We start from the raw sequence: 278 nt of genomic DNA, 5'->3' as shown, positions 1-278 counted from the left end.
TACTCTTGTTCAGTATTTTACTTCTTGTCCCTATCCACACCTCTGCACAAACATCATCAAAACCAAAAGTACTTGTTTTATACAGTACAAAAGACGATAAAATTACAAATAATATTCAAATCCTTAATACTCAATTAGGACATTTTACAAACGATATAACTACGAAAAGTTTAAAAAAGGCTAATGAAATTACTAATTCATCTTCTTATACACATATTGTCTATATCGGTGAACAAAAAGAAGAATTTCCTATTGAAATAAAGCAAATTCTAGAAAAT

The 278-nt window shown here is 27.3% G+C and carries 1 pseudogene; it reads left to right on the top strand.

Annotated elements, in window-relative coordinates:
• A pseudogene (locus tag MR113_RS27700) lies at nt 1-278 on the top strand (DUF2334 domain-containing protein); the annotation flags it as partial.

This window comes from Bacillus cereus group sp. BfR-BA-01379, assembly GCF_022663605.1.
Lineage (GTDB): Bacteria > Bacillota > Bacilli > Bacillales > Bacillaceae_G > Bacillus_A > Bacillus_A mobilis.
The sequence above is the reverse complement of the archived record's forward strand: the minus strand, read 5'-3'. Positions and strand labels throughout refer to the sequence as shown.